The organism is Enterococcus dispar ATCC 51266 (genome assembly GCF_000406945.1).
GTDB lineage: Bacteria > Bacillota > Bacilli > Lactobacillales > Enterococcaceae > Enterococcus_C > Enterococcus_C dispar.
In genome coordinates, this window is sequence record NZ_KE136354.1 from 469,294 (window position 1) to 495,486 (window position 26,193).

Here is a 26,193-nt window from a genome sequence, read left to right on the forward strand (position 1 = left end):
AAATCCTTCTTTTTTGCGTATCTTTATTTGAAGATAAGCAGAAAGAAGGTTTTTTTATGGAAAGAGAATTTTTTTTATTAAAATTAGCTTTAATCCAAGGTGCAGGAATTATTAGTAAATGGCATATATTTGAATATGCTCAAAAGCATCAGTATTTCAATTTTACTGCTAACGAACTACGACCATTATTATCAAAAAGATGTGATGCTTTTGTATTTTGTAATGACTGGAATTTTTTGACAAAAGAGGTTTTGCAGCAAAAATTATCCGGACAAAAGTACATTACCCTCGACTCGCCTTTTTATCCAGAGCGCTTAAGACAACTCCCACAGCCACCCTTTGTTTTATTTTATGAAGGCAATATTAGTTTATTGCAGCAAGAAAAAATTATTGCATTTGTGGGTTCTCGTAATGTATCTTCTTACGGTCAAGAAATTGTTAAAAAGTTTGTTCCACCTTTGACAACTCGCAATTACACGATTGTCAGCGGCTTAGCAAAAGGAGTAGATAGTTGCAGTCATTTAGCTGCGATGCAATCTTTTGGGAATACTATTGGTGTTGTGGGATGTGGGCTGGATATTTGTTACCCCAAAGAAGTTTTTTCAATATATTGGGAAATGTTAAAAAAACAACTCGTGATTAGTGAATATCCTTATGGTACTCCCGTCAGAAAATATCATTTCCCGATGCGCAATCGCATTATTGCTGGTTTAGCCCAAGCGGTATGTGTGATTGAAGCGCGTGCTAAAAGTGGCTCCCTTACCACTGCTCAACTTGCTCTAGATACCGGTAAAGAAGTTTTTGCCTTTCCTGGAGATATTTTAAATGGACGTTCTACTGGCTGTTTACAACTGATTCAAGATGGTGCCAAATGTGTCATTTCCTTAAAAGATATTTTGGAAGAGTTGCCAAATTTTGAGTAAGATTAATTGCCTTCCTTGACAAACATTTTTTTAATGGATATGATTACCTACGATTTGGTTACCAAAATTTAGGTATAATATAGTAGTAAATTGTTAGGAAGGAGCCATCATTCATATATGGCATATAAATATTTAGTAATTGTTGAGTCACCGGCAAAAGCCAAGACAATCGAAAAGTACTTAGGGCGTAACTATAAAGTTGTGGCCAGTGTCGGCCATATTCGTGATTTACCAAAAAGTAAAATGGGAATTGATGTGGAAAATAATTACGAGCCTCACTATATTTCGATCCGTGGTAAGGGCGATGTTATCAAAAGTTTAAGAAGTGCTGCTAAAAAAGCGCAAAAAGTCTATCTCGCAAGTGACCCGGACCGTGAGGGAGAAGCGATTGCATGGCATTTGGCGCATTTATTAAATCTTGATTTAGAAGATAAAAATCGAGTAGTATTTAACGAAATTACAAAAGACGCGGTAAAAGCTGCTTTTAAAGAGCCACGAACAATTGATGTGGACTTAGTTGATGCCCAACAAGCGCGACGGGTTTTAGACCGCTTAGTTGGCTATTCTATTAGTCCAATTTTATGGCGCAAAGTCAAAAAAGGACTAAGTGCAGGTCGGGTGCAGTCTATTGCTTTAAAGATGGTTATTGACCGGGAAAAAGAAATCCGACAGTTTATTCCAGAAGAATATTGGTCGATTGATGGTAACTTTCAAAAAGAGCGCAAAAAGTTTAAAGCAAATTTTTGGGGTGTAGATGGTAAAAAGAAAAAATTACCAAATGCTGAAAGTATCAAAGAAGTTACCAGCCGTTTAGATGGGAAGGACTATGATGTCACCAAAGTTGAGAAAAAAGAACGCAAACGTAACCCAGCAGCACCCTTTACCACAAGTAGTATGCAACAAGAAGCTGCCCGCAAGTTAAATTTCCGTACGCGTAAGACAATGATGGTGGCTCAACAACTTTATGAAGGAATTGCTTTGGGGAAACAAGGTACAGTTGGTTTAATTACTTACATGCGTACTGATTCAAAACGAATTGCTGACTCCGCAAAAGCAGAAGCAGCCGAATTTATTGAAACAACGTATGGCAAGGAATACTCTTCTCACAGCCACAAAAAAGTAAAAAACGCACAAGGGGCACAAGATGCCCATGAAGCGGTGCGTCCCACTAGTGTGACGCGGACTCCGGATGAAATGAAAAAGTATTTGGATAAAGATCAATTAAAACTTTATACGTTAATTTGGTCGCGTTTTGTCGCGAGTCAAATGACACCGGCTGTTTTAGATACAATGAAAGTAACGTTGGAACAAAACGGTGTTATCTTTATTGCCAACGGTTCCAAGGTCAAATTTAAAGGGTTTATGCAGGTCTATGTAGAAGGAACAGATGACGGCAAAGAAGAAAAAGAAAATATTTTACCAGAGCTAGTTGTGGGAGATGTAGTGAAAGCTATTGATATTGAACCAAAACAACACTTTACACAACCTCCCGCTCGCTTTAGTGAAGCTACCTTAATTCGCACCTTGGAAGAAAAAGGAGTAGGGCGTCCTTCAACTTATGCGCCAACGATTGAAACCATTCAACGTCGTTATTATGTAAAATTACAACAAAAACGTTTTGAACCGACTGAATTAGGTGAAATTGTGAATGCATTAATTGAAGAATTTTTCCCTCAAATTGTTGATGTGAACTTTACTGCTGAAATGGAAACCGACTTGGATAAGGTGGAAGAAGGAAAAGAAAACTGGGTTAAAGTGGTTGACCGCTTCTATAAACCTTTTGAAACCGAGTTAACCAATGCAGAAGAAAAAATTGAAAAAGTCCAAATTAAAGATGAACCAGCGGGATTTGATTGTGATGTCTGTGGGCATCCAATGGTCATTAAGTTAGGACGTTATGGTAAGTTTTATGCGTGCAGTAATTTTCCCGATTGTCGCAATACTAAACCTATCGTCAAAGAAATAGGGGTTGTCTGTCCTGTTTGTCATAAAGGACAAGTCATTGAAAGAAAATCAAAGAAAAACCGTTTGTTCTACGGATGTTCTCGCTATCCGGATTGTGATTTTACTTCTTGGGACAAACCAATTGGACGGGATTGTCCAAAATGTGGCCAGTATTTGGTAGAGAAAAAAGTTAAGGGCGGCAAGCAAGTCGTGTGTATTAATGGCGACTACGAAGAAAACGTCCAAAAATAAAACGTCCAAAAATCAAGGGGCAATTTGGCTGATTTATCCGCTTCATTTGATGGAAAAGTTAAGTTATGCCCCTAAGTTTTGTTAAAATTTTAAGAACGGAAGAATAAAATGACTGAATTTGTAAATGTAATTGGTGCCGGTTTAGCCGGTAGTGAAGCTGCTTGGCAAATTGCTGAAGCGGGAGTTTCTGTACGCCTTTATGAAATGCGGCCGGAAAAATCGACAGAAGCACATCATACTTCTGATTTTGCTGAATTAGTATGCTCCAACTCTTTACGTGGCAATAGTTTAGCCAATGCGGTGGGCGTTTTAAAAGAAGAAATGCGCCGATTAAACTCCGTAATTATAACATCCGCTGATGAAACGGCAGTTCCAGCTGGTGGTGCTTTAGCTGTCGATCGTGATTCATTTTCTGCTACTGTTACTAAAAAAGTGAAAGAACATCCCAATGTGACCGTTATTTCAGAAGAAATTACTGAAATTCCAAGTGGGATTACAGTAATTGCAACTGGGCCTTTGACCTCTTCTAAATTAGCAGACGCAATTAAGGCATATAACGGTTCGGATGGCTTTTATTTTTATGATGCGGCGGCCCCGATTATTGATAAAAGTACTATCGATATGGATAAAGTATATCTGAAATCCCGCTATGATAAAGGAGAAGCAGCTTACTTAAATTGTCCTATGACTAAAGATGAATTTCATGCATTTCGCGAAGCCTTAATTACGGCAGAAGTTGCCCCTTTGAAAACATTTGAAAAAGAAAAGTATTTTGAAGGGTGTATGCCAATTGAAGTGATGGCCGCGCGTGGGGAAAAAACAATGCTTTTTGGCCCAATGAAGCCAGTAGGATTAGAAGATCCTAAAACGGGTAAGCGTCCATATGCTGTGATTCAATTACGTCAAGATAATGCTGCCGCTTCTTTATATAATATCGTTGGTTTCCAAACCCATTTAAAATGGGGAGAACAAAAACGGGTTTTCCAAATGATTCCGGGATTAGAAAATGCAGAATTTGTACGTTATGGTGTGATGCATCGTAATAGTTTTATGAATTCACCGGAATTATTACGTCCGACATACCAGTCGGTTAAACGGGATGATTTGTTTTTTGCCGGTCAAATGACAGGTGTGGAAGGCTACGTGGAAAGTGCCGCAAGTGGGTTATTAGCAGGGAAAAATGCAGCTCGTTTGGCTTTAGGACAAGCAGTCCAAACGATGCCAAAAGAAACCGTAATTGGTTCAATGGCTTATTATATTACCCATGCAGAAGGCAAACATTTTCAGCCGATGAACGCTAACTTTGGGCTATTACCAGAATTACCAGAGCGTATTCGCGATAAAAAAGTACGCTATCAAACACTAGCTGAACGAGCCTTAACTCATTTAGCACAGACAGAAATTTAAAGAAAAAAGCTATGACAAGTGTCATAGCTTTTTTGTCGTCATTAAATTGGACCATTAAAGTATGACTGTTTTTTTTATCCTGCTTTTTCTTTGTGTCATTGTGATCTTCTTGTGATTGAAAAAAAGAATAAAGTTTGTTACCTTTTTATTGTTAAGCTGACATGAGATGGCACGTTTGAAAATGGATAAAAAAAGAGTGAACCTCGCTCTAATCCTCTTTTTGCGCATTTTTTTGGAAATAAGTATGACAATATTGTGTAAATTGTGATAAAAGCAGGAAATATTGTTTAAATTCTGACAATTTGTTTGTTTTTTAATTCGTTGTATGCTACATTAATTGCGGACAGAAATGAGGTGTAAGATGACGACTTTTGACTGGCCACAAGAATTTTTACGTTACTTGCAATTTGAGAGGGGCTATTCTGTTTTAACGACAGCAGCTTATCAAGAAGATTTGCAAGATTTTCGTGACTTTTTAAAAGAAAGTGGCAACAGCGATTATTTACAAATTGATCATCGCGACGTTCGGGTGTATCTTAGCTTTTTGAATGAACGCCAGTACAGTCGTAATTCAATTAGTCGCAAAATTGCCAGTTTGCGTTCTTTTTATCAATACTTATTAAAACAAGAAGCAATTGAGGAAAATCCTTTTTCTTATATTCATTTAAAAAAGCAAAATAGTAAATTACCCCGCTTTTTTTATGAAAATGAAATGGCAGCGCTCTTTCAAGCCGCGCAAGGGGATAAGCCTCTTGAAATTCGCAACCGTGCTTTACTAGAAATTCTTTATGGTTCTGGTTTACGGGTAAGTGAATGTGCAAAATTAACATTAGGTGCAATTGACTGGCAAGGTGAAGTCTTATTGATTCACGGTAAAGGGAGTAAGGATCGTTATGTTCCTTTTGGTTCTTATGCGCAAGTTGCTTTACAAGAATATTTGACATTAGCTAGACCTCACTTGATGGAAAATGTCGCAGAAGATCATCCTTTTGTTTTTGTTAATCAAAGAGGTGGCCCTATTACTACTAGAGGTATTGAGTACATTTTTAATCAACTGATTAAAAAGAGTAGTTTGGATAGCAAAATTCATCCCCATATGCTGCGGCACACATTTGCTACTCATTTACTGAATAATGGGGCAGATATGCGAACCGTACAAGAATTATTGGGACACGCTAATTTATCATCAACCCAAATATATGCCCATGTCACAAAGGAAAGTTTACAAAATAATTATCGCAAATTTCATCCGCGGGCACAGGAATAAGGGATTTAAACTTAGGAGGAATATGATGGAATCACAATTTCATTCCACTACAATTTGTGCGGTGGAAAAAGACGGCAAGTTTGCTATGGCCGGAGATGGCCAAGTAACAATGGGAGAACAAGTTGTTATGAAAGGAACTGCCAAAAAAGTACGCCGTATTTATAACGGCGAAGTTGTCGTTGGCTTTGCTGGTAGTGTAGCCGATGCTTTTACCTTAGAAGAAAAATTTGAAGCCAAATTAAATGAATATAATGGTAATTTACAACGGGCAGCCGTAGAGTTAGCGCAAGAGTGGCGGACACAACAATCTATGCAAAAATTAGAAGCAATGCTGATCGTCATGAATAAAGAAGAAATGCTGTTAGTCTCAGGAACTGGTGAAGTTATTACGCCTGACGATGGAATTTTGGCAATCGGTTCTGGTGGTAACTATGCTTTAGCTGCTGCTCGGGCGATGAAAAAATACAATAATGATGAAATGACTGCCAAAGAAATTGCAGAAAATGCACTAAATATTGCGGCAGACATTTGTATCTTTACTAACCACAATATTATTGTGGAAGAAATGTAGTGAGGGAATTTTATGAATGAAATGACAAAATCACCCCGCCAAATTGTGGCGGAACTTGACCAGTATATTGTAGGACAAAAAGATGCAAAAAAATCGGTTGCTGTCGCTTTGCGCAATCGCTACAGACGCTTGCAATTAGATGAAGAAATGCAACAAGATGTAACTCCGAAAAATATTCTTTTAATTGGACCGACAGGCGTAGGGAAAACAGAAATTGCCCGCCGCTTAGCTAAAATCGTCCAAGCCCCTTTTGTAAAAGTCGAAGCGACAAAATTTACTGAAGTGGGTTATGTGGGGCGCGATGTGGAATCAATGGTTCGAGATTTAGTCGAAAATGCAATTCAAATTGTGCGTAAAGAGCAATACAGCCGCGTCTATACCCGAGCAGTCAAAAAAGCCAATCGTCGATTGGTAAAAGTACTGGTGCCAGGAATTAAAAAAGAACAAAAGAAAACTAGTAATCCTTATGAACAAATGATGAATATTTTTAATACGCAACAAGAAGAACCAAAAGAAGAATTAACCGAAGAAATTAAAACGAATCGCCAAGCGATTTTTGAACAGTTAGAACGTGGTGTATTAGATGAAAGAGAAGTCACCATTGAAATTGACGAGCCCAAAACAAAAGGTCCTGTGATGAACAACGGGTTAGAACAAATGGGTATTGATATTAACGAAACACTCGAAGCTTTAAAACCGCAAAAGAAAGTAGAACGTACAGTAACGGTTAAAGAAGCACGAGAACTTTTAGTGCAAGAAGAATCGGCCAAACTGGTTAATGATGCGGATATTCACAGTGAAGCAATTCGATTAGCTGAAGCAAATGGCATAATCTTTATTGATGAATTTGATAAAATTACTTCACGCTCCCAACAATCTGGTGAAGTCTCAAGAGAAGGGGTACAACGAGATATTTTACCAATTGTAGAAGGTTCTCAAGTAAATACCAAATATGGCATGATTCAGACAGATCACATTTTATTTATCGCTTCTGGGGCCTTTCATGTGGCAAAGCCTAGTGATTTGATTCCAGAATTACAAGGTCGTTTCCCAATTCGCGTTGAATTAGACGATTTAACAGCAGACGATTTTATCAAGATATTGACAGAACCAAACAATTCTTTAATCAAGCAATATATCGCGTTACTCGGAACGGAAAATGTCAAAGTCATCTTTACCAAAGAAGCGATTGAAAAGATTGCACAAATCGCTTTTGATGTCAATCGTGATACCGATAATATTGGTGCTAGACGTTTGCATACTATCTTGGAAAAATTACTGGAAGATTTGTTATTTGAAGCACCCGACATGCAAATGGGAGAAATTACGATCACTGCCGCTTATGTCGAAGAAAAATTAGATGCTATTGTAAAAAATCAAGATTTAAGTCGCTACATTTTGTAACCACAGGAAGGAAAATGAAAAAGATGACAACTTTATTAGACAAAACACGCCGTATCAATCAGTTACTGCAACAAAAAAATACGTTTGATATGACATTGGAGCTGCCCTATAACAATATGGCGTTAATTTTAGGGGATATTTTGGATAGTAATGCCTATATTATTAGTAGTGAAGGCGTCTTGTTAGGTTTTAATGAAAAACATGATGTGAATAACGATCGCGTTAAAAATATGTTTGAAGAAAAACAATTTCCCCAAATTTACACTGAAGTGGTTGACCATTTGACTAAAACAGAAGCAAATATTCCCATTTCTTCTGATATGACTGCTTTTCCAATTGAACAACGAGAAAAATATCCGAATGGGTTAACTACAGTGGTGCCGATTTTTGGTGCCGGTGAACGTTTGGGCACTATTATTTTGGCACGGATGGATACCGCTTTTGACGAAGATGATTTAGTCTTAGCTGAGTATGGTGCAACGGTAGTAGGTATGCAGTTCTTGTATCAAAAATCCCGCGATATTGAAGCAGATGTCAGAAGTGCAACTGCTGTTCAGATGGCGATTAGTACGCTTTCTTATAGTGAATTAAAAGCAGTCCAAGCGATTTTTGCCGCTTTACAAGGAGATGAAGGACGCTTAACAGCTTCCAGTATTGCCGATGAAATTGGAATTACGCGTTCTGTGATTGTGAATGCTTTACGAAAATTGGAATCAGCTGGCATTATTGAATCCCGTTCACTGGGGATGAAAGGGACGTATTTACGCGTTTTAAACAAACGCTTTAAAGAAGAATTGGATAAACACAGTCACTAATATTAACAAGAAGGTATAGGACAGCGAAATGAGGAGGTGCCGTAAATGACGGTGACAATTGAAAATGATCAATTACGTGCCAAAATTGCGTTACATGGTGCAGAGTTACAAAGTTTAGTTAGCAAAACGACAGAATTGGAATATATATGGCAAGCCGATCCCAAATATTGGGGAAAGCATGCGCCGATTTTATTTCCTATCGTAGGGGGACTAAAAGAAGATAGTTACCGTTATAAAGGCAAAACCTATCATTTGCCTAAACACGGCTTTGCCCGCAACATGGACTTTTCATTATTAGAAGAAACTGGCGATAGCGCTAGCTTTATTCTGAAAACCACAGAAGAAACAAAAGCAGTCTTTCCGTTTGATTTTGAATTAATCATTCGTTATGAACTGGGCGGTGAAGGTTTAACTGTAAAATATGAAGTGGAAAATTTAGCGGAAGAAGAAATGTTCTTTTCAATTGGTGGACACCCAGCTTTTAATGTACCATTGGAAAAAGGGCTGAATTTTGAGGATTACTATTTGGCCTTTTCACCCCGTAAATCTCGATTGAGTTTACCGCTTGCTGGTAATTATATTGATTTAGAGCAACGGACGTTGGGACAAACCAATACGAATTTAGCTTTAACTCATGATATGTTTAAAAATGACGCGGTAATTTTTGAAACTAAGGGACTAAATGCTATTTCTATTTGTAGTGAAAAATCCCCTCATAGTGTGACGTTAAGTTACAAAGACATGCCTTATGTGGGAATTTGGTCGCCTTATCCAACAGAATCACCTTTTGTCTGTATTGAACCGTGGTGTGGGATTGCCGATACTACAGATGCTACAGGTGAATTAATTGAAAAATTGGGTATACAACAGTTGGCTGGTCGTGAAAAATTTGCAACTAAATATGCCATCACAGTGAAATAAAATAAAAAGACCTTTAAAAGTTTTAAACTTTTAAAGGTCTTTTTATAGAAAAAAATTATATTTTTTGCAAACAAACTCTTAGCGAAATCATGTCAGAACTGAAAGAAATTTAATAAATAATTTTTTCTAATTCTGACTTAAGGCAAAAAAGGTGAGGGTCACTAAGAGTTTGTTTCAATTTTCCCTTCAGTTTTTCTTAGATGAATCCTTATGCCGATTTAAACCAAAGGGGATGCGGCTTTCAGTGCCGTTTTTGATTCGTTTAATATTATCGCGATGGCGATAAAAAATAAAAATAGTCAACCCGCAGGCAATTAAAGTTAATAACCAATTGTGTTGGGGTAAAACCTGAGGCCAAACTTCAGGTAAAATGACGGTTGATAATGTAATCAAAACAGCTGCAATCATGCTGGTTAAACTCACCATGCTGGTAACGAAAAGGCAAACAACAAAAATCGTAGCCGAATATAAAAAGAAGATAGGACTATAACCCAATAACATACCTGCACTAGTTGCTACGGCCTTACCGCCTTTAAATCCAGCGAAAATGGGGAAAGTATGACCTAAAATAGCACAAACACCAAACCACAAGGGGTTGATATTGCTCACGTGAAATAACGTAGGCAAAAGAGTAGCTAACGTTCCTTTTAAGATATCCATTAACAAAACAACAGTTCCAGCCGGCTTACCTAATACACGAAAAGTATTGGTGGTACCGGTATTACCACTGCCAAATTGGCGAATATCTTTTTGATAGAATAGTTTTCCAATCCAAACGCCAGAGGGAATTGATCCTAATAAGTAGGCGATTATCATTAAAATAATTATTTTCATACAAAACCTCAATTCTTCAAACTAGCGTAATTTTAGCATGAAAGAAATATAGGAACAACTCTTTGCCAATATTTCTTCATTAGCGTATAGTCTAACTAATTAATATTATAATTTAAAGGAGTGTTTGTTATGTTTGAAAATCCTAGTCAAGAGAAAATCTTTCAAATTTTAAAAGAAGCCAAAAATATCGCAGTGGTCGGCTTAAGCCCAAAAGAAGATCGGGTTAGTTTTCAAATTGCCCGCTTGTTGCAAAATCATGGCTATCGTATCATTCCGGTAAACCCACAACATGTCGATAGTGAAATTTTAGGTGAAAAAGTTTATGCTGATTTAGCCAGTATCCCAGACAAAATTGATATTGTTGATATCTTCCGGCGCAGTGAATTTTTACCAGAAGTGGCGGCTGACTTTTTAAAAACCGATGCAAAAGTTTTTTGGGCGCAATTGGGTTTGCAAAGTGAGCAAGCGTGGGAAATGCTGCAAAATGCAGGGCGAAACGACGTGATTATGAATCGTTGTATCAAAATTGAATTAAATAAAATGGTATAGATAAAATAAGACTAAGCAAACGGATAAACGACTTATGAGAAGTTGGGAAGAAAGTTTGTTTAGTCTTTCTTTGCCTATCAAAATAGTAAAATTTTATTTTTCTTCAAAAACCAAATAAGAACGTATGTTTCCTTGCACTTTTACCCAGTTAAAGCGTATCTTTAAAATTTCTCATTTATTTAAGACTTTTTTTCACACGTTTTTTAGAGTAAGATAGAGGAAGCGCACTTTTAGATTGCGTTAAAAAAGTCATAAAAGGGTTTGACCCACTACTTTTATCAAAGGAGCGTTTGCTTTGGCAAAAAAAACAACAGAGTACAATGATGCCTCCATTCAGGTCCTAGAAGGACTTGAGGCAGTTCGAAAACGTCCGGGAATGTATATTGGTTCAACCGATAGTCGCGGCTTGCACCATTTAGTTTATGAAATTGTCGATAATTCTGTCGACGAGGCATTATCAGGATTTGGTAATGAGATTTCTGTCACCATTAATCAAGATAATAGTATTACCGTTAGCGATAACGGTCGTGGGATGCCAGTTGGTATGCACGCATCGGGTATACCAACAGTTGAAGTTATTTTTACTGTTTTGCATGCTGGTGGAAAATTTGGCCAAGGAGGATACAAAACTTCTGGTGGTCTTCATGGTGTAGGGGCGAGTGTTGTCAATGCATTATCAAAATGGCTGACGGTCACCATTGTTCGTGATGGTGTGATTTATGAAGAAAAATTCATCAATGGTGGAAAGCCGCAGGGAACTTTGAAAAAAATAGGTAAAACGAAAAAGAAAAATGGCACTACAGTCACTTTTTTACCAGATGATACAATTTTTTCGACAATTAAATTCTCATATGAAACTTTAGCAGAACGATTAAGAGAATCTGCTTTTTTATTGCGGGACGTTAAAATTACTTTAACGGATTTAAGAGGCGAGACACCTGTTATAGAAGTTTTTCATTTTGAAGAAGGAATTAAAGAATTTGTTGATTATCTCAATGAAGAAAAAGATTCTCTTACTCCTGTCATCTATTTTAGTGGCGAAAAAGACGGTATTGAAGTTGAAGTTGCCATGCAATATAACGATGGGTATTCGGAAAATATTTTATCTTTTGTCAATAATGTCCGGACCAAAGATGGTGGTACACATGAAGCGGGAATGAAGGCTTCTTTGACAAAAGCTTTTAATGAATATGCTCGCAAAGTGAATCTATTAAAAGAAAAAGACCGTAACCTAGAAGGCAGCGATTTTCGGGAAGGCTTAGCTGCTGTTCTTTCTATTCGAGTTCCAGAGAATTTATTACAATTTGAAGGTCAAACAAAAGAAAAGTTAGGAACACCAAGTGCTCGAAATGCAGTCGATGGGGTTTTAGGTGAGCAGTTAGGATTTTATTTACAAGAAAATAGTGAAATGAGTCAAATGCTAGTCCGAAAAGCTATTAAAGCCAGAGAGGCTAGAGAAGCTGCTCGTAAAGCACGGGAAGAAAGTCGCACAGGTAAAAAGCGTAAAAAAGGCGAGTCTTTACTTTCTGGTAAATTGACCCCCGCGCAATCCCGCAATCCTAAGAAAAATGAATTGTATTTAGTCGAAGGGGATTCTGCCGGCGGTTCGGCAAAACAAGGACGCGATCGTAAGTTCCAAGCAATTTTGCCTTTACGAGGAAAAGTGATCAATACTGAAAAAGCGAAGTTGCAAGACATTTTAAAAAATGAAGAAATTAATACAATGATTTATACAATTGGTGCGGGTGTAGGGCCAGAATTTGCTATTGAGGATTGTAATTATGACAAAGTCATTATCATGACTGATGCGGATACCGATGGTGCGCACATTCAAGTATTACTTTTAACCTTCTTTTATCGTTATATGAAACCATTAATTGAGGCTGGAAAAGTATATATTGCTTTACCACCACTTTATAAAGTTTCCAAGGGAGCAGGTAAAAAAGCTGTGACAGAGTATGCTTGGACAGATGAAGAATTGCAACAAGTTATCCAAAAAGTTGGCAAAGGTTATATGCTACAACGGTATAAAGGATTAGGGGAAATGAATGCTGAACAATTGTGGGAAACCACCATGGACCCAGAGACTCGGACATTAATTCGAGTAAGAATCGATGATGCCGCAAAAGCAGAACGACGTGTTACGACCTTAATGGGGGATAAAGTTGAACCCCGCCGAAAGTGGATTGAAAGTCATGTCCAGTTCTCATTAGAAGAAGACGGGAGCATCTTAGAAAAAAAAGCAGACGAAGAAGCTCCTAACAGTGAAATTTTTGATGAAGAAAAGGCACATGCCCAAAACTCAGATTCCCAAAAAGAAAATGCTACAGAAATTAGTTTATTTGAAGAGTAGGAGGTGGCAAAGTGGAACACAATCATAATGTTCAAGAATTAACACTTGAGGAAGTCATGGGCGACCGCTTTGGCCGCTATTCAAAATATATTATTCAAGAACGGGCATTACCTGATATTCGTGATGGGTTAAAACCGGTTCAACGCCGTATTTTATTTAGTATGAATAAAGATGGCAATACTTACGAAAAAGCGTTTCGTAAATCAGCTAAATCTGTCGGAAATATCATGGGGAATTACCATCCTCATGGTGACAGTAGTATTTATGAAGCGATGGTTCGTATGAGCCAAGATTGGAAACTGCGGGCAATTTTAATTGAAATGCACGGTAATAATGGGAGTATGGACGGAGATCCGCCAGCTGCAATGCGTTATACTGAAGCACGCTTGTCCCAATTAAGTGGTGAATTACTAAAAGATATTGAAAAAGAAACGATTGATATGGTATGGAACTTTGACGATACGGAAAAAGAACCAACTGTTTTACCGGCGAAGTTTCCAAATCTTTTGGTAAATGGTTCCACTGGTATTTCTGCTGGTTATGCAACTGAAATCCCGACTCACAATTTAACAGAAGTGATTAATGGCACCATTTATTTAATTGATCATCCCACCGCTACCTTGGATAAATTAATGGAGTTTATTCCTGGACCTGATTTTCCTACGGGAGGTATCTTACAAGGAAAAGCGGAGTTGAAAAAAGCGTATGAAAATGGCAGAGGAAAAGTTATCTTGCGTTCTCTTACCGAGATTGAAAAAATCAAAGGGAATAAAGAACAAATTGTTGTGACTGAAATTCCTTATGAAGTAAACAAAGCTACGCTGGTGAAGAAAATTGATGAAATTCGTCTAGCTAAGAAGATTGACGGTATTGCAGAAGTTCGCGATGAAACTGATCGTACTGGTTTGCGTATAGTCGTAGAATTAAAAAAAGATGCCAATGCAGAAGGTATTTTAAATTATTTGTTCAAAAATACTGAGCTGCAAATCAATTACAATTTTAACATGGTTGCCATTGATGAAATGCGACCTAAACAAGTAGGCCTACTTACTATTTTAAATAGCTATATTAAACATCGACGTGATGTTGTCTTAAAACGTAGTCGTTTTGAATTAGATAAAGCCCAAAAACGGCAGCATATTGTCGATGGTTTAATGAAAGCATTATCGATTCTAGATGAAGTAATTGCTACTATTCGCGGTAGTAAAGATAAAAAAGATGCCAAAAACAACTTGATTGTTGCGCATGGCTTTACTGAAGCACAGGCAGAAGCAATTGTAAATTTACAATTGTATCGTCTAACAAATACTGATATAACTCAATTGCAGCAAGAAGCAAAAGAATTAGCGGCTTATATTGCCGAATTGAAAAAGATTCTAGATAATGAAACGGAACTTTTAAGTGTCATTAAAAAAGAGTTGAAAGAAGTTAAAAAGAGTTATGGGCAACCTCGTTTGACACAAATTGAAGCTGAAATTAAAGAATTGAAAATTGAAACAGAAGTTCTTGTAGCTCAAGAAGATGTCATTGTTTCAGTTACCCATGATGGCTATATTAAACGAAGCAGTTTGCGTTCTTATGCAGCTTCTAAACCTGAAGAATTAGGAATGAAGGATGGAGATTTTGTTTTATATACGGGTGAAGTGAATACCCTGGATCACCTTCTGTTAATTACCAATAAGGGAAATGTCATTTATCGTCCGGTCCATGAATTACCTGATTTGCGTTGGAAAGAAATTGGGGAACATATTTCCCAAACAATGCTCAATATGGCTGTGGATGAAGCAATTATTGCGGTTTATCCATATAAACAGTTAGATCCAGCTAAAAATTTTGTCGTTATAACCAAAAATGGTTTTATCAAGCAAACAAAAATGAGTGAATTTGAGCCATGGCGGACTTATAAGAGTCGTCCTCTAGCCATTGTAAAATTTAAAGATACAGAAGATGTTATTACGAATGTATTTTTAGTAGATGAAAATGATGCTTTGGATGTTTTCTTGGTTAGTTATCGTGGTTTTGGCTTACGCTATGCTTTGAGTGAAGTTCCTGTTGTGGGACCGAAAGCTGCGGGAGTTAAATCGATGAATTTAAAAGCTGATGATTTTGTAGTTAACGGACAGCTGGTTTATCCGATGGGAGACAACCCCGTAATTATTGTTACGCAAAGAGGTGCTGTAAAAAGAATGTTAGCACAAGAATTGAATCAATTAGGTCGAGCTAAACGGGGTCTTATGGTCTTGCGAGAATTAAAAAATAATCCCCACCGCATAGTATACATGGGAAATGGCAGCGATCAAACATTAGTACTTACCAATCAAAAAGGACAGCAAACGGAAATAAGTGTGAATCAGTTCAATATCGCTGATCGCACTTCAAATGGTTCTTTTGTTATGGATGAAAAAAATGGTGGCCAAATAATGGATGTGCAAGAATTAAAACATCCAATAATTATAAAAGATTAATCTGTTATATCGTTTGTGTTTAAAAAGCATTTCTGTATTAATACAGAAATGCTTTTTTGTGAGCATGAACTCCAATGAAAAGGCTTATTTAATAAAAAGATAATCTCTTCACATTCCTTGTTATCATTTGTATGGCAGTGTTTACATGTGTCTTTATAAGATAACGCAACAAATAGTTCAATTACACACAAGAAAATGCTTGCAAAGTGAAAGTGATGTGTTATACTGTGTTCGTAAAGCTGTTACATAAGTATAGCTAATTTTTAAGGAGGTCCATTCAATGGAACAATGGAACGGATTTAAAGGCAAAGCTTGGCAAAATGAAGTGAACGTACGTGATTTTATCCAAGCCAACTACACACAATTTGACGGCACAGATGAATTTCTAGCTGGCCCAACAGAAGCAACGACAAAACTTTGGGATCAAGTAATGGAATTAAACCAACAAGAACGTGACAATGGTGGCGTTTTAGATATGGATACCAAAGTGGTTTCGACAATCACTTCTCATGGTCCTGGTTATTTAAACAAAGAATTAGAAACAGTTGTCGGTTTCCAAACTGAAAAACCTTTCAAACGCAGCTTACAACCATTCGGTGGAATCCGCATGTCTGAACAAGCCGCTGAAGCGTATGGCTATGAAATCGATCCTGAAATTTCACATATTTTCCGTGACTATCGTAAAACACATAATCAAGGCGTTTTTGATGCCTATACACCTGAAATGCGCGCAGCACGTCGCTCTGGCGTTATCACTGGTTTACCAGATGCTTATGGTCGAGGCCGTATCATTGGCGACTATCGTCGGGTAGCGTTATATGGGGTAGACTTCTTAATTAAAGAAAAACAAAAAGATTTATTCAACTGTGGCAATGGTACGATGTCTGATGACGTAATTCGCCAACGGGAAGAATTAAACGAACAATTACGGGCATTAAACGAATTAAAAGAGCTTGGTACGATTTATGGCTTTGATATTTCACAACCGGCTACTAATGCCAAAGAAGCTTTCCAATGGTTATACCTTGGCTACTTAGCTGCGATTAAAGAACAAAATGGTGCGGCAATGTCTCTTGGTCGTACATCAACTTTCTTAGATATTTATGTTGAACGTGACTTACAAAATGGTGTTTTAACAGAAGAAGAAGCACAAGAAATTGTCGATCATTTTGTAATGAAATTGCGCTTGGTTAAATTTGCGCGGACACCCGATTACAACGCTCTATTTTCTGGCGACCCAACTTGGGTAACAGAATCTATCGGGGGTATCGGAGAAGATGGCCGTCATATGGTCACAAAAAATAGTTTCCGTTTCTTGCACACCTTATCAAACTTAGGGCCTGCGCCAGAACCAAACTTGACTGTTTTATGGTCGACACGTCTTCCACATAACTTCAAAACATTCTGTGCCAAAATGAGTATTCAAACTTCCGCAATTCAATATGAAAACGATGATGTAATGCGTCCACATTGGGGTGACGACTACGGAATCGCTTGTTGTGTTTCTGCGATGCGCATTGGGAAACAAATGCAATTCTTTGGCGCGCGTGCCAACTTGGCGAAAACATTGTTATATGCGATTAACGGTGGGGTTGATGAAAAATCAAAAGCACAAGTGGGACCAAAATATCAGCCGATTACTTCTGAATATCTCGCTTACGACGAAGTTGTTGAAAAATACGATGCCATGATGGACTGGATCACAGAATTGTATCTGAATACATTAAACATTATCCATTACATGCACGATAAATATTCCTACGAACGTATTGAAATGGCATTACAAGATACCGATATCTTACGCACTATGGCCACTGGTATTGCAGGCTTCTCTGTAGCCGTTGACTCTTTATCTGCGATTAAATATGCCAAAGTTAAAACAGTTCGTGATGAAAATGGTATCGTAGAAGACTACATCATTGAAGGAGACTATCCAAAATATGGGAACAACGATGATCGCGTCGACGAAATCGCTGTGAACTTATTGAAGACCTTCATGACAAAAGTAAAACGTAACAAAACATATCGGGATGCTAAACATACCACTTCTATTTTGACGATTACTTCCAATGTTGTTTACGGGAAGAAAACGGGAAATACACCAGACGGGCGTCGCGCTGGTCAACCATTTGCGCCAGGAGCTAACCCAATGCACGGTCGCGATACTCACGGTGCGTTAGCAAGCTTGTCTTCTGTAGCGAAAATTCCTTACGACTACTCACTAGATGGTATTTCCAATACCTTCTCTATCGTGCCAAAGGCATTAGGTCGTGATGAAGCAACACAAGAAGAAAACTTAGCTACAATGTTAGACGGTTATGCGGCAAAAGGTGGTCACCACTTGAATATTAACGTCTTCAATCGGGACACCTTGTTAGATGCGCAAGCACATCCAGAAAAATACCCACAATTAACTATTCGGGTATCCGGTTATGCCGTTAACTTTATCAAGTTAACCAAAGAACAACAAGATGATGTCATTGCGCGGACAATGCACGAATCGATGTAATAAAAAAAGTACGATAAGGTGGCGGATGGGAAACTATCCGCCGCTTTTGTTTTTCATTACAAGAAAGCAGGCCGCGTTTTACCGGGAGTATCTAGCCAGCAAACATGAGCCGTTTGCTTTTCTTATACGAAAGGAAGTTATTTGGATGACTGTGACAGGTCGTATTCATTCTACTGAAAGCTTTGGTTCCGTTGACGGACCGGGCATTCGGTTTATCGTTTTTACCCAAGGGTGTCGAATGCGTTGTGAGTTTTGTCATAACCCGGATACTTGGAAAATTGGGACGGGGACAGAACGGACAGCCGATGATGTTTTAGAAGAAGCTTTAAAATATAAAGAATTTTGGGGTGAAAAAGGTGGCATTACCATCAGTGGTGGGGAACCGTTACTCCAAATGGATTTTTTAATCGATTTATTCAAAAAAGCAAAAGCCGCGGGTGTGCATACCACCATTGATACATGTGGCCAACCGTTTACAAGAGAAGAACCCTTCTTTTCCCAATTCAATACCTTAATGGAATATACGGATTTATTGTTATTTGATATCAAACATATCGACAATGACGCCCATAAAAAGTTGACCAAACAAGCCAACACCCCAATTTTGGAAATGGCGCGCTATTTATCTGAAATCAATAAACCCGTTTGGATTCGCCATGTTTTAGTTCCTCATAGAAGCGATTATGATGAATATTTAATCCGATTAGATGCCTTTATTCAAACGCTGCAAAATGTCGATAAGGTAGAAATCTTACCTTATCATACGATGGGCAAGTACAAATGGCAGGAAATGGGTTTGAAATATCCCTTGGAAGGTATTGAACCACCAACTGAAACTCGCGTAAAAAATGCGAAGGAACTGTTGCATACTGATAACTATACAAAATATTTAACCCGTTAAAATTAACAGGAAAGATGCATTTTTGATTGAATCTTTCCTGTTTTTTGCTATCATAAAGAAGAATGGAAAACCTATGATAATTAAAGGAGTGTCCTACATGTCAAAAATTTTAGTTTTTGGTCATCAAAATCCAGATACTGATGCGATTGGTGCAGCTATTGCCTTTGCTTACTTGCAAGATGCATTACGTGAAGAAACAGTTGAAGCTGTCGCACTGGGAAATCCAAGTGAAGAAACGCAATATGCGTTAGACCATTTTGGTTTAAAAGCACCACGTGTGATTAAAAATGCCAAAGATGATACTGAAAATGTGATGTTAGTTGATCACAATGAATTTCAACAAAGTGTAAGTGATATTACCGATGTTAATATCTTAGCAGTGGTCGATCATCATCGGATTGCAAATTTTGAAACAGCTAATCCTTTATACTATCGTGCTGAACCTGTGGGCTGTACAAGTACAATTGTTTTAAAGTTATATAAAGAAGCTGATGTAACAATTCCCAAAGCGATTGCTGGTATAATGTTATCCGCTATTATTTCAGATACATTACTATTTAAATCACCTACTTGTACACCAGAAGATGTCGCTGCAGCTAAAGAACTTGCTATACTTGCCGAAACAGATTATGAAGCTTATGGCTTAGAAATGTTGAAAGCTGGGACTAACTTAAGTGATAAATCTGCTAACTTCTTATTAGATCTTGATGCTAAAAGTTTCCCAATGGGAGATAAAAATATTCGTATTGGTCAAGTTAATACTGTTGACTTAGATGAAGTTTTCAATCGCCAAGCTGAATTAGAAGCTGCTATGAAAGAAGAAAATAACAAAAAGGGTTACGATTTATTTGTTTTGATTGTGACGAACATCTTAGATAGTGATTCTGAATTGTTAGTTGTCGGCGACGCAAAAGAAAAAATTGAAACAGCGTTTAATACGAAGTTAGAAAATAACCGAGCTTTATTAAAAGGTGTAGTTTCTCGCAAAAAACAAGTTGTACCCCAACTAACAGAAGCTTTTGCTTAAGCCACATTATTAATGTTTCTTTTATGTATACCCGAGTGATAGCGAAAACTTTTTTATTACTTTTTAGATAATAAAAAAGAGCGCTGATTCATCGGGTTTTTTATATGGCGTCAGACAATTAAAAAATAGGAGTAATGGTGAAAAATGAAATTTTATTATGGTGGTAGTAAAAAAGAAGCTTATCAAAATATAGCCTGTAATAAGACTTTTCAGCACTTATGTAGGTATTTATATCAGCATGAACAGTCGATTTTGCGTGATTTAAAACAAAATATTACGATGCCTGATCTAGAAAAAACTATTGATACAGCAATTGAATTGAAGTTAGTTTTACGAGAAAATCGGCGTTATCGTTTAATGTTTCCTGTTGTGTCTAAAGAGATGAGCATTACAATTACACAAGAAGACGCTTTTCAAGTTGCTTTGAAACAATTAAGAGAAGAATCGCCTGCTAATTTTTTAGCCGCGCTTAATTATTTTTACAATTTGACGCAACAAGACCATTTTTATGGTGTAATGGATTCTATTTCATTAGCCGGAGTAGCTGTTTTAAAAAGTGAAGAACTTACGCTGATTAGTGGCCAAGTAGAGGAAAGTATAAGAACATTACCCCAATATTTTGACGCTTTAACAAAAGAACAGGAAGCAGAAAAAAGTGACTTATATGCAATTATCGGCGATGTGGATCCAATTTATGCGGGAACACAATTTGCCTATATTATTCAAAGAGTAGAACAAAGGAAAAAAGTACGTCCTTCTATCTTTACTCAAGCGTTAATAATGTCAGAAATTTTGGCTACAGATGAAAGTGGTACTTTACAATTGAAGATACCTACTTTGACAAGTGGCGGTAAAAATCTTATTACAATACCGTCAGACGTTTTTAGATGGCAGCTATTATTTGCAAAATTATTAGAGGATAGAAAAGATAATTTTATACAATATATTCTTTTAACTAAAAATTAAAAAAATCAAAATTATTCTGGTTTTATTAGCCATAAAATTACTGCTCCCTTATTTTTCTTTGAAATCGATTCGTTTAAATAATATTAAATTAAAAAATAATAACAATTATTGTTGAAATTCTAATAATATGATGATATTATTATTATAGAATGAATCAGGAGGGCTTCTGAATGGAGAAAATAAAAAAAGAGTATGTGAAAAGTAAAGCGGCTACTAATGGTGAGATGGTTCAATTTATTTCAATGGCAGAAATCGAAGCAGCTCGGGCGGAACTAAAAGCTAATCAGATTGACGAAAGCCATTTTTCTGATGGTGAAATTATTTTAGCAATCCAGCAAAAACAAGACATTGGAGCACAAACCATTATTCCGATTGTTGTAGATTGGTTGATAGAAAATAATTTTATCGTAACTGGGGCCCAAGCAATTAAATATTTATTAGAGAATGCAAAATATGATCAGCAACCGCGATTATATAAAGTGGTTGGCGATTTAGATTTTGATACCAATGGAAAATTTTATTTAATTGTAGCAACAAGTCCTAAGCGTAAAGTTGAATCTTTATTCAAAGTCTATACCAATGGTGTGATTAAAGAATTATGGGTAGAAAAATAGATTGTGGGAGAAGTGAGAAATCACTTCTTTTTTATTATTTCCAATTTTACGAGACACTATTACTAGGGTGTAGCAATAAGCGAGAAACTATTTGAAGTTTTGCAAATAAACTTGATGAGGTGGTATTTTTGTAATGGAGTAAAGGTATAAGCGAGCCTAGGAAAAAATTAAAAGACGTTAGAATCTCAGTGGCTAGATTCTAACGTCTTTTTTTAATCTATCCTGTCTTTTTTATTGGTGTATGTAAAAAGAAAAGACTGAAGAACGTGATATTAATTGTGGCAGCAATAATACTTCCTACGTTAGGTAGGGAAAAGTCGGTAAGAAATACACTATAAAAAACACTTACTAAATAAATCAAAATATCGATTACCATTAAGATCGCAAAGATAAAGGGATATTTTCGATTTAAAAAAACAATTAGAAAGAAAAAAAGTGCCATCAAAGTTGCCAATATTTGAATACCTGCAGCTAACAGATATACAAAAGAATGAATATTACCGCTAGGAAGAAAAGTGCGTAAGAACAAAATTAGAAAGGAAAAAAAGTAAAACGTGGTAGCTTCCTTAAATTCAGTTTGGTCAGTTTTTTTGCAAAAGTAATAAAGCATGGCGCTAAAAACGACTGTGAAAAAAATAAAGAGATGATTAAAAAAACTTGATAGATTATTGCTTTCCCCAATCATATTTAATGATACTTGTGTCGCAAGTGCAGCTACGAAATATTCAATACAAAATGTTGATATAAAAAGAATTGTAGCAATAAATCCGCAAGATACGGTAGAGTACTTTAGTAATTTTAAATTCGACATAACTTCGCTCCAAATATTTATTCTAATCAATAATAACAAAATAATAAGTAAATGTCGAACTGTTCTCATAAAAAAAGAATTTTATTAATTTCATATGAAAAAGAAAAAAAGTCTAGCTGTCTACGATACAAAAGTAGAAGCTAGACTTGTTCTTTACTGACGTTGTTGCCGTTTACGAACTTTTTTAGTCCAAAAGCCACCAGAAATATATTTTGGCTCGTATGAAATTATAAAAGCTCGTTCTTCTATGCTTTTAATTAATTGATATAATTGCCGTTCATTTTTCCGTGGGGATAAAATTTCTAACACAACACGTTCTCCTTCAAGTCCCTGGGCGTTGCTTTGGGTCACGCCATAGCCATTGTCCCGTAAAACTTTTGGCAAATTATTATCTTCGCTGGTATTGGAAGGTAATATGGCGGTAACCATGATATAGCCAAGTGCTAACTTATCTTCTATCTTAATACCTACGCTTATCCCAACCGCATAGCCTAAGGCGTAAACAAATAAGTTTATCGGATCATCTAAGCGATCTAAGACCATTGAAAGACCTAGAATATATATTGTAATCTCCACCATACTTACTAATGGTGCAATGACCCGATAACCTTTCATCGTTAACATAAAACGCAATGTATTAAGCGTAATATAAGCAAAGTTAATAGCAAAAATCATAAATAAAAGTTTGAAGTCCAATTAAAAACCCCCTTATTGCTCCAAAATACACTACATAGGTAAAAATTACAATTGAAACACTAATCAAAACGGAATATTATTGCAAAAATATTAAGAATAGATTACAATTGTTATATAGAACAACCGTTATAGAAATAGGGGGTGGAATAATGAGTCGGCGTCTTTTGCTTGTAAGTCATGGTATTGTAGCACTTTTTGGTTTATATTATTCTATTTATTTATTAATAATTAATCCGGAAACTTTGTTTTCAGTTGAGCACGCTCTGAGTTATCACCCAACATTTGACCATTTTCTATTTATTTTTTTCAAGTTTCTTTTAATTTCTATAAGTAGTTTTTTTGCTTATGCTGCGTTACGTTTTGTACTTCCTTTTAGTAGTTATTATTCCTTTGGACAAGGACTGATATTGTTAGGCCTCGCTTTAATTATTGGGTACTTGCCTTTAGGAATTAGAATCTTTTTGCTTATGATGGGATTATTTCAAAGTAGTGTGATTGTCTATCATAAATTCACATTGTTGTAAACGTTTTTTTGAAGATTGGTAAGTCCAAAATCACTAACTTATTTTAAGTATCTGGTTTTTTATAACCGGATACTTTTTTTGTAACTAAAACACATTAAATAATAATGCTCATTATTGTCTCATAATAGTAGCGCGTCATATTTTATAGTGTCTAAATTTCGTTATATAATTTTTGTTTGAAGAGATGTTGAAAGAATTTTTTAATAGAGAATACACTCTACCAATACTGTTATCGTATTCATAATTACACCTACAAACGCTTTATATAGCGGCTGTTTTAAATGATTTGGATTGTAATGAAATTATTTTATGGAAAACGAGTTATTTTTTTAACAAAATGCTTTTCAAAGATTAGAAATATGTTATTATTATATTAGAAAAACTTAGTGATTTATATGAGTTTTTGCCTAGCTTTTGGTTTAGTAGAAATTTTCTGTGAAGGATTATTGAATAGAGAAAGGAAACTGGTATGGTTGAAGAAAAACAAGCAATTGATGTTCTAGCGGCAGAAGAACGATTTTTAACAGGTGAAAATTTTTACAGCCAGCATCTCTTAGGTGCCCATCAAGTATCAGATGGGAATTTTGTTTTCCGGGTATGGGCCCCTAACGCACAACAAGTGTGGTTAGTAGGTGATTTTAACGAATGGGATGATTCACTTCCATTAGTAAAAAGGGACTCTGGTATTTGGGAAGTGACAACAACACGGCCAAATGAAGGAGACCTTTACAAATTTAAAGTACGACAAGCAAATGGCCGTGAAATTTTTAAAATTGACCCATTTGCGATTCGTTTTGAAAAACGTCCAGGAAGCGCAGCAGTTTTGCATACAACGTCTGAAAAGAAATGGAAAGACGGATTATGGCAAGGCCGCAAAAAACGGACTAATCATTTTAAACGACCATTAAATATCTATGAAGTCCATGCCAGTTCTTGGAAACATCACGAGGACAACACTCCTTATACCTTTTCAGACCTAAAAGAAGAACTCATACCTTACGTTAAGCAGATGGGTTATACCCATATTGAATTCATGCCTTTAATGGAACATCCTCTAGGCAAATCTTGGGGTTATCAACTCGTGGGTTATTTTGCAGTAAGTTCTTACTATGGCACACCAGAAGAATTTCAAGACTTTGTGGAATCTTGTCATAAAGAAAATATTGGCGTTTTAGTCGATTGGGTTCCCGGACATTTTTGTATTAATGAAGATACTCTACCCTATTACGATGGGACCCCCACTTTTGAATATGAAGATTGCGATCGTGCGAAGAATGTTCGTTGGGGAGCGATTAATTTTGACTTGGGCAAACCACAAGTCCAAAGCTTTTTAATTTCCAGTGCACTTTTTTGGTTGGAATTTTATCATTTGGATGGTATCCGGGTGGATGCTGTGTCGAATATGATTTACCGCGATTACGATGAAGGTCCTTGGACTCCTAATCATGAAGGCGGCAACCGCAACTTTGAGGGTTATTACTTTTTACAAAAGTTAAATGCTGTTGTGAAGTTAGCACATCCAGAAGCAATTATGGTAGCTGAAGAAAGTTCTTCTGATACAAAAATTACTGGTATGATCGAAAGTGGAGCGTTGGGTTTTGATTACAAATGGAACATGGGATGGATGAATGACGTCTTGCGTTTTTATGAGATGGACCCTATTTATCGCGGCCATAACTTTAATCTTTTAACGTTTTCGTTTATGTACATGATGAGTGAAAACTATATTCTACCCCTTTCTCATGATGAAGTTGTTCACGGTAAAAAGAGTTTGATGCATAAAATGTGGGGAGATCGCTATAAACAATTTTCCCAACTCCGCAATCTATACACTTATATGATGACCCATCCAGGTAAAAAATTGCTCTTTATGGGAAGTGAGTGGGGTCAATTTTTAGAATGGAAATATGACCAGGGGCTAGAATGGATCGATTTGAATGATGAGATGAATCGAAACATGCAACATTTTACGAAGACATTAAATGGACTTTATAAAGAAGAAAAAGCATTGTGGGAATTAGAAGGAAATTATGACACGATTGAAATCATCGATGCGGATAATAAAGATGAGACAGTGTTGAGTTTTATCCGCCGAGGAAAAACAAAAAAAGATTTTGTCATAGTTGTGTTGAATTTAACTCCTGTGGAGCGGAAAAATTTTGCGATAGGCGTGCCTTATCCCGGAACTTATAAAGAGATTTTGAACACAGAAATGAAAGAATTCGGTGGAACATGGACTAAGACTAATCCAATAAAAGAATCGTCTGCAATTCCGTTTAAAGATTATCATTATCAGATTGAAACAATTGTTCCGGCTTTAGGGGCTTTGTTGATTAAACCAGAGGACATTAATACGCGGGCAAAACCAAAAAATAGAAATAAAAGTAAAAAAGCAAAAGCTGAAAATTAAAAGGGGGGAATGGTGAAATTTCACCGCAAA

Annotated in this window: 21 protein-coding genes; 18 read left to right on the top strand and 3 right to left on the bottom strand. The window is 36.6% G+C overall.

Translation table 11 applies throughout. The features are described from left to right. Nucleotides 1–56 precede the first annotated feature (56 nt). The 8 genes from dprA to RK01_RS02415 all read left to right on the top strand — a co-directional run bounded on the left by dprA (nt 57) and on the right by RK01_RS02415 (nt 9,504). The gene (dprA, locus tag RK01_RS02380; protein WP_016171691.1) at nt 57–923 is read left to right on the top strand and encodes a DNA-processing protein DprA; all 867 of its coding nucleotides are present in this window, start codon (nt 57–59) and stop codon (nt 921–923) included. A gap of 117 nt (nt 924–1,040) precedes the next feature. After that, nucleotides 1,041–3,119 carry a type I DNA topoisomerase gene (gene topA / locus RK01_RS02385; protein WP_016171692.1) on the top strand — a complete coding sequence of 693 codons (2,079 nt, stop codon included), beginning with the start codon at nt 1,041–1,043 and terminating at the stop codon, nt 3,117–3,119. Nucleotides 3,120–3,227: 108 nt separating this feature from the next. Further along, entirely contained in the window at nt 3,228–4,526 is a 1,299-nt protein-coding gene (gene trmFO, locus RK01_RS02390; protein WP_016171693.1) for a methylenetetrahydrofolate--tRNA-(uracil(54)-C(5))-methyltransferase (FADH(2)-oxidizing) TrmFO, read from the top strand. Nucleotides 4,527–4,887: 361 nt separating this feature from the next. Next, nucleotides 4,888–5,793 carry a tyrosine recombinase XerC gene (gene xerC, locus RK01_RS02395; protein ID WP_016171694.1) on the top strand — a complete coding sequence of 302 codons (906 nt, stop codon included), beginning with the start codon at nt 4,888–4,890 and terminating at the stop codon, nt 5,791–5,793. A 22-nt stretch (nt 5,794–5,815) separates the two neighbouring features. After that, nucleotides 5,816–6,364: an ATP-dependent protease subunit HslV gene (gene hslV, locus RK01_RS02400; protein WP_143139812.1), complete on the top strand. Its 549-nt coding sequence runs from the start codon at nt 5,816–5,818 to the stop codon at nt 6,362–6,364. Nucleotides 6,365–6,376: 12 nt separating this feature from the next. After that, nucleotides 6,377–7,768 carry an ATP-dependent protease ATPase subunit HslU gene (hslU, locus tag RK01_RS02405; protein ID WP_016171696.1) on the top strand — a complete coding sequence of 464 codons (1,392 nt, stop codon included), beginning with the start codon at nt 6,377–6,379 and terminating at the stop codon, nt 7,766–7,768. 23 nt (nt 7,769–7,791) lie between these two features. Then, nucleotides 7,792–8,583, top strand: a complete 792-nt coding sequence (gene codY / locus RK01_RS02410) for a GTP-sensing pleiotropic transcriptional regulator CodY (RefSeq protein ID WP_034864835.1) — start codon at nt 7,792–7,794, stop codon at nt 8,581–8,583. Nucleotides 8,584–8,628: 45 nt separating this feature from the next. Further along, nucleotides 8,629–9,504 (top strand): aldose 1-epimerase family protein, encoded by an 876-nt coding sequence (locus RK01_RS02415; protein WP_016171698.1) that lies wholly within the window; start codon nt 8,629–8,631, stop codon nt 9,502–9,504. Between the two features lie 186 nt (nt 9,505–9,690). On the opposite strand, the gene plsY is transcribed toward RK01_RS02415, so the two are convergent. Next, nucleotides 9,691–10,338, bottom strand: coding sequence for a glycerol-3-phosphate 1-O-acyltransferase PlsY (gene plsY / locus RK01_RS02420; protein ID WP_016171699.1), 648 nt, complete (start codon nt 10,336–10,338; stop codon nt 9,691–9,693). A 129-nt stretch (nt 10,339–10,467) separates the two neighbouring features. Between plsY and RK01_RS02425 the strand changes: the two genes are divergently transcribed. The 8 genes from RK01_RS02425 to RK01_RS02460 all read left to right on the top strand — a co-directional run bounded on the left by RK01_RS02425 (nt 10,468) and on the right by RK01_RS02460 (nt 21,722). Next, a complete protein-coding gene (locus RK01_RS02425) occupies nt 10,468–10,887 on the top strand; it encodes a CoA-binding protein (protein ID WP_016171700.1) in 420 nt (139 codons plus the stop codon). Nucleotides 10,888–11,182: 295 nt separating this feature from the next. Further along, entirely contained in the window at nt 11,183–13,240 is a 2,058-nt protein-coding gene (gene parE / locus RK01_RS02430; RefSeq protein ID WP_016171701.1) for a DNA topoisomerase IV subunit B, read from the top strand. A gap of 11 nt (nt 13,241–13,251) precedes the next feature. Continuing rightward, nucleotides 13,252–15,705, top strand: coding sequence for a DNA topoisomerase IV subunit A (gene parC, locus RK01_RS02435; RefSeq protein ID WP_016171702.1), 2,454 nt, complete (start codon nt 13,252–13,254; stop codon nt 15,703–15,705). A 280-nt stretch (nt 15,706–15,985) separates the two neighbouring features. Then, complete coding sequence (gene pflB / locus RK01_RS02440; RefSeq protein WP_016171703.1) at nt 15,986–18,214, top strand: formate C-acetyltransferase; 2,229 nt, start codon at nt 15,986–15,988, stop codon at nt 18,212–18,214. A gap of 145 nt (nt 18,215–18,359) precedes the next feature. Then, a complete protein-coding gene (pflA, locus tag RK01_RS02445; RefSeq protein WP_016171704.1) occupies nt 18,360–19,115 on the top strand; it encodes a pyruvate formate-lyase-activating protein in 756 nt (251 codons plus the stop codon). Nucleotides 19,116–19,212: 97 nt separating this feature from the next. Continuing rightward, complete coding sequence (locus RK01_RS02450) at nt 19,213–20,142, top strand: manganese-dependent inorganic pyrophosphatase (RefSeq protein ID WP_016171705.1); 930 nt, start codon at nt 19,213–19,215, stop codon at nt 20,140–20,142. A 144-nt stretch (nt 20,143–20,286) separates the two neighbouring features. Beyond that, a complete protein-coding gene (locus RK01_RS02455; RefSeq protein WP_016171706.1) occupies nt 20,287–21,108 on the top strand; it encodes a DUF1803 domain-containing protein in 822 nt (273 codons plus the stop codon). A 170-nt stretch (nt 21,109–21,278) separates the two neighbouring features. After that, a complete protein-coding gene (locus tag RK01_RS02460) occupies nt 21,279–21,722 on the top strand; it encodes a hypothetical protein (protein WP_016171707.1) in 444 nt (147 codons plus the stop codon). A gap of 217 nt (nt 21,723–21,939) precedes the next feature. Here the strand turns inward: RK01_RS02460 and RK01_RS02465 are convergent, their stop codons facing one another. Both RK01_RS02465 and RK01_RS02470 read right to left on the bottom strand, forming a co-directional pair. Next, on the bottom strand, nt 21,940–22,533 hold the full coding sequence (locus tag RK01_RS02465) for a hypothetical protein (protein WP_016171708.1): 594 nt from the start codon (nt 22,531–22,533) through the stop codon (nt 21,940–21,942). A gap of 153 nt (nt 22,534–22,686) precedes the next feature. After that, nucleotides 22,687–23,229 carry a DUF2179 domain-containing protein gene (locus RK01_RS02470; protein WP_016171709.1) on the bottom strand — a complete coding sequence of 181 codons (543 nt, stop codon included), beginning with the start codon at nt 23,227–23,229 and terminating at the stop codon, nt 22,687–22,689. Between the two features lie 149 nt (nt 23,230–23,378). Here RK01_RS02470 and RK01_RS02475 point away from each other — a divergent pair, with 149 nt between their 5' ends. Then, a complete protein-coding gene (locus RK01_RS02475; protein WP_016171710.1) occupies nt 23,379–23,753 on the top strand; it encodes a hypothetical protein in 375 nt (124 codons plus the stop codon). 469 nt (nt 23,754–24,222) lie between these two features. Beyond that, a complete protein-coding gene (glgB, locus tag RK01_RS02480; RefSeq protein ID WP_016171711.1) occupies nt 24,223–26,163 on the top strand; it encodes a 1,4-alpha-glucan branching protein GlgB in 1,941 nt (646 codons plus the stop codon). The last annotated feature ends 30 nt before the right edge of the window (nt 26,164–26,193 follow it).